General features: G+C 36.2%; 4 protein-coding genes. All 4 read right to left on the bottom strand.

Features of this window, described 5'->3' with window-relative positions:
* Positions 1–560: 560 nt before the first annotated feature.
* Positions 561–1,385: an alpha/beta hydrolase gene (locus ADS77_RS20890; RefSeq protein WP_054456146.1), complete on the bottom strand. Its 825-nt coding sequence runs from the start codon at positions 1,383–1,385 to the stop codon at positions 561–563.
* Positions 1,386–1,668: 283 nt separating this feature from the next.
* A complete protein-coding gene (locus ADS77_RS20895; RefSeq protein WP_054456148.1) occupies positions 1,669–2,781 on the bottom strand; it encodes a hypothetical protein in 1,113 nt (370 codons plus the stop codon).
* 298 nt (positions 2,782–3,079) lie between these two features.
* Positions 3,080–3,514, bottom strand: a complete 435-nt coding sequence (locus tag ADS77_RS20900; RefSeq protein ID WP_054456150.1) for a DUF4145 domain-containing protein — start codon at positions 3,512–3,514, stop codon at positions 3,080–3,082.
* A gap of 210 nt (positions 3,515–3,724) precedes the next feature.
* Positions 3,725–3,966, bottom strand: a 242-nt coding sequence (locus ADS77_RS21885; protein ID WP_063135626.1) for a transposase, incomplete at its 5' end; no start/stop codon positions are given.

The raw sequence follows: 3,966 nt of genomic DNA on the forward strand, positions 1-3,966 counted from the left end.
CCGTCTCAAACTACTACGAGCTGGTCTGACTGCCAAAGGGTCATCGTTGGCCTTGCTTTTGGCTTAGCTTCCCTACCGCGTCCTTGCGGAACACCCTTGGCTCTCTCAAGTTCCTAATGCATCTCTTTAACCATGCCACGGCTTAATAACTCCGCTGACTCGCCACAACCTCACTCATTACGGTTGCTTTGCATGGACTTCAGTGGCGTTACAAACCTCGTCAGTCAGACTGTATTTATCGGAGCGATATCAGCACTTCAGGATCACGATAATCCCTATGGCCTACATAATTCTCTGTGTACGCTTCGCCAATCTTGTTCGTGTGATGCTATCTTCATAACTGATAAGCAATTGCTAATCCCACACTCCGCCAAAGGCGCAACACTCAATACGGGTGGTTAGTTAGACCTTGCCCGACAGGGACTTGCACCCTGCAAGATGGATCAAGCTTAGCTTGACGCACCAACGCCTAAATAACAGGCAAAAAATAGTTGGTTATAATTAGCGACGAAGGAGCAAAAACCAACTGTTTTTTGTCCTTGTTAATTTTCTTGTTAGGTTTATGGTTGCACCAACATACTTTTTGATACTTTAACAATTTCGTTTGTTGCCTGTATATATGTATTTGAATGCTCCCCTGTTTTAACTACACGTAGCGATACATTATTACCATAGCTCCAACTTTGTTGCAGTTGACTTAAAGGTGTCTGTGAATCATTAGCCCCTTGAAAAATGCTAACAGGAGTTGCTATTAATATAGAAAGGGGCTCGCTTAAGTCATAGTTTTTTGGAAGCAAAAGCTCTATTGGCAAGATTTTCAGCGGGCTTAAATACCACTTTGAATTTAAGTAGTTATTAACTGCAATCGATAATGACGGAGCAACCCCTTCTAGAATTACCCCTGCCACTTTTGTTTTGCCTATAGAGTGCACAGCAACAGTTGCTCCCAAAGAGCGGCCATAAATAATAGTTTTTTCTGAAGGACAATTTAATGAAATAGCTCTCATTGCATCAGTAATTAATTTTATTAATGATGCAATATTATCAACTTGACCTATAGCGCCATCTTGTCCAGAGTACGAGATAGAAAACACCTTAAAGTTATTCTTTTGGAAAGCTTTAAAAAGGGTTTCTTCGTATTTTTTTACACCACCGTGTCGTCCTGGGAAAAATACAATACATTGATCTTCAGATTGTCCGTATTCACGAACAAGTAATTCATTTTTTAATGAGTCGTAAAACTCAAATTTATGTAGTTCCTCAGTTTTAGAAGTTAAAACAATATTTGGAAATAAATAGCGTGGTATTTGTGCGTAAAGTATATACGCACCTATAGAAAAGTAGACACAAACCAGAAAAGAACACGCTAAAAGAATTCGATACACCTGATTACCTTGAATAAACCTAACGAGGCTGTAGAATAACTCTAACAGCCAAATTCAATTAAAAAACGAGCTCCTGTAATTAACTCTAAGCGTTTTTAAAGCACTAGGCAATGCACATTTAGGACCCACAAAACTGGCTGTTTTTCTTAAAAAAGAGTAATTCTACAACCACAACGCCGTTTTAAGCGGCAAATTGCAGTTGGCTAAAATAAGTGAGGCACGAACAAAAAGCAAACTGTAATTTGTCCGCCTTGAAAACCCTTGTTAGGTTTTCATATCAGAATTATCGAGTAAAAATATCAATACCGTTTTTTAAATCTGCAAGAACAGCCTTTTCATCATCAATTACAAGAGCTGAGTCATTTAAAAACTTACCTTCGCTATCAAACAAATAAGTCCATTGACCATTTTTAACACCTTGCACTTGTTCTTCCATCTTGACTTTAAGCTCAGGATCTTTTGGCCTGTATATATAATCCTTAACAAGTTTATACATGATATCTCCAAGAAGTGCCTCGTTGTGAGATTCAATGTGTATTTTTTTATTAATTAAAGCTTGGATTCTAACGTGATTATCTTTGCGCCTTACAGCGGTATAATATTTTGGTCTATCTATAATTCTTAGGTTTTCATAGGAGACTCTTGAGTACAACTCCCTGACCTGAAGAAAATTTAATTTACCTGTTATTCTTTCTGTTCTGCTTTTAATCAATTGACTTACTAATTTAGAGTCATTCATAACGCATATTATGAAAAAATCACCTAACCTTATAAGGACAGTACCAGTGCCATATAAATCAATATAATCAAAACGCTCACCATCATCAAATTCAGCGCATGGATATATAAACATACTTCCGTATACTGACTTTTCAATGTCTACACCGGTGTAAATACTTCGAGCCATGCAATGAATATGGTGCAAGTCTTCCCAATCGTAGTCATCACCTATTTTCTTATCAGATTTAAAATCATACTGAAACATTTTGTCTTTTAAGTGCGTTTTAATATAAAGAAGACATATCCAACTAAAAATAAGCTCTTTATTATTGTCGAAAAAATTAAGAGTTTTACTAAAACCACCATCAAAACCTTCAGCGACTCTTTTTTCAATATTTTCACCTAACAAAGAGTTACAGCTTTGACAGCAAGGTATTTTATATTTTCCATATTTGAATTTTTTATCATTCGGTAATGTTATAACCTTGCCAAATAATTCATATCGCTTGAGCACCCAGCGTGGAATGATGTGTTCATCATTAAATGAAGCTTCAGATCTTTCTATTCCACAAACAAAGCACGTATCTTTATTGCAAATAGTCGCCACAAAATCATCAATTGAAAAGAGTAAAATTTTTCCATCATCAGACTTAATATTCTCACTTACTTTCTTCAAAATGATTCCTTTAAACTTGACGGTTACAGCAATGGCCGACGAAAACCTAACGAGGCTGTAGAATAACTCTAACAGCCAAATTCAATTAAAAAACGAGCTCCTGTAATTAACTCTAAGCGTTTTTAAAGCATTAGGTAATGCATTTGGAACCCATAAAACAGGCTGTTTTTCTTAAAAAAGAGTAATTCTACAGCCACAACGCCGTTTTAAGCGGCAAATTGCAGTTGGCTAAAATAAGTGAGGCACGAACAAAAAGCCAACTGTAATTTGTCCGACTTGAAAACCCTTGTTAGGCATACTAGACGCAGAGAGCCTTATGAAACCGTGGCAGAAAAACATCTAAATGTTTATTCCAAAGCTCAGAAATAAGAGAGATAGAAAAACGATGAAAATAATCAGGTTGAAGGTTTTTACCATCTACCTTACCATCCAACAACTCATATTTATCAGCCGTCAACTCAAATAAAGGAGAATGAACAGCTTCGTTTCTTAATTCTCGAAACCAGTTATAAATATCAAATTGAAACTCATCTATAATTTTTTCAGATTTAAGTTTTTCAAGCCTATTATGATGGTTTTTGAGCCTACACTCTGTGTGTACTTCTACCAACACTTTAACCATCATCTCAACAAAAGAATGCGACACAATAATGAGTAAGCGATTGTTATCCTTAACTAGTCCAATTTCATCAAAGACTTTAAGGATAAATTTATCATCCATAGCAATTTCCATGTGTATGCCTAACGAGCCTGTAGAATAACTCGTTTTTAATTTATTTTTATTGATGCTTCAACCATAGCTGAGTTCCTATTTTGGTTCAATCGGTTACTTCGATTTTACGTAAATATAAAAAAGAGGATTTGGTGTTGTTTTAATGGACGTTTTGGAAGGTATGGCAGGTGTTTTAGTGGCTTATTTAAGGTGATAAGGGGTTTCCCCTTATTAATGTATCGTGTTTCTCAGCTTTTCTAGATTATGAACAAGGCAATACAGTTGCCATTGCGCATTCACTTTCGTTTGTCCGCGTAAGGTCAATTTGTTCATGCCTTTATTGACTGTAATATTCCCGAACACGGGCTCTATACATCCAAGTCGTCTGCTGTACTGCCGTCGCCCCATTGGACTGTCTATTTTAACTTTCATTTTGTCGATATAGCTTAGCTTTTTACGTGATTCATCATTTT

The sequence above is a fragment of the Pseudoalteromonas porphyrae genome (assembly GCF_001298125.1).
Taxonomy (GTDB): Bacteria; Pseudomonadota; Gammaproteobacteria; order Enterobacterales; family Alteromonadaceae; genus Pseudoalteromonas; species Pseudoalteromonas neustonica.

What these genes read in the sequence shown, in the direction of transcription:
- ADS77_RS20900 (WP_054456150.1), bottom strand. Translation starts at nt 3,514, where the DNA reads ATGGAAATTGCTATGGATGATAAATTTATCCTTAAAGTCTTTGATGAA.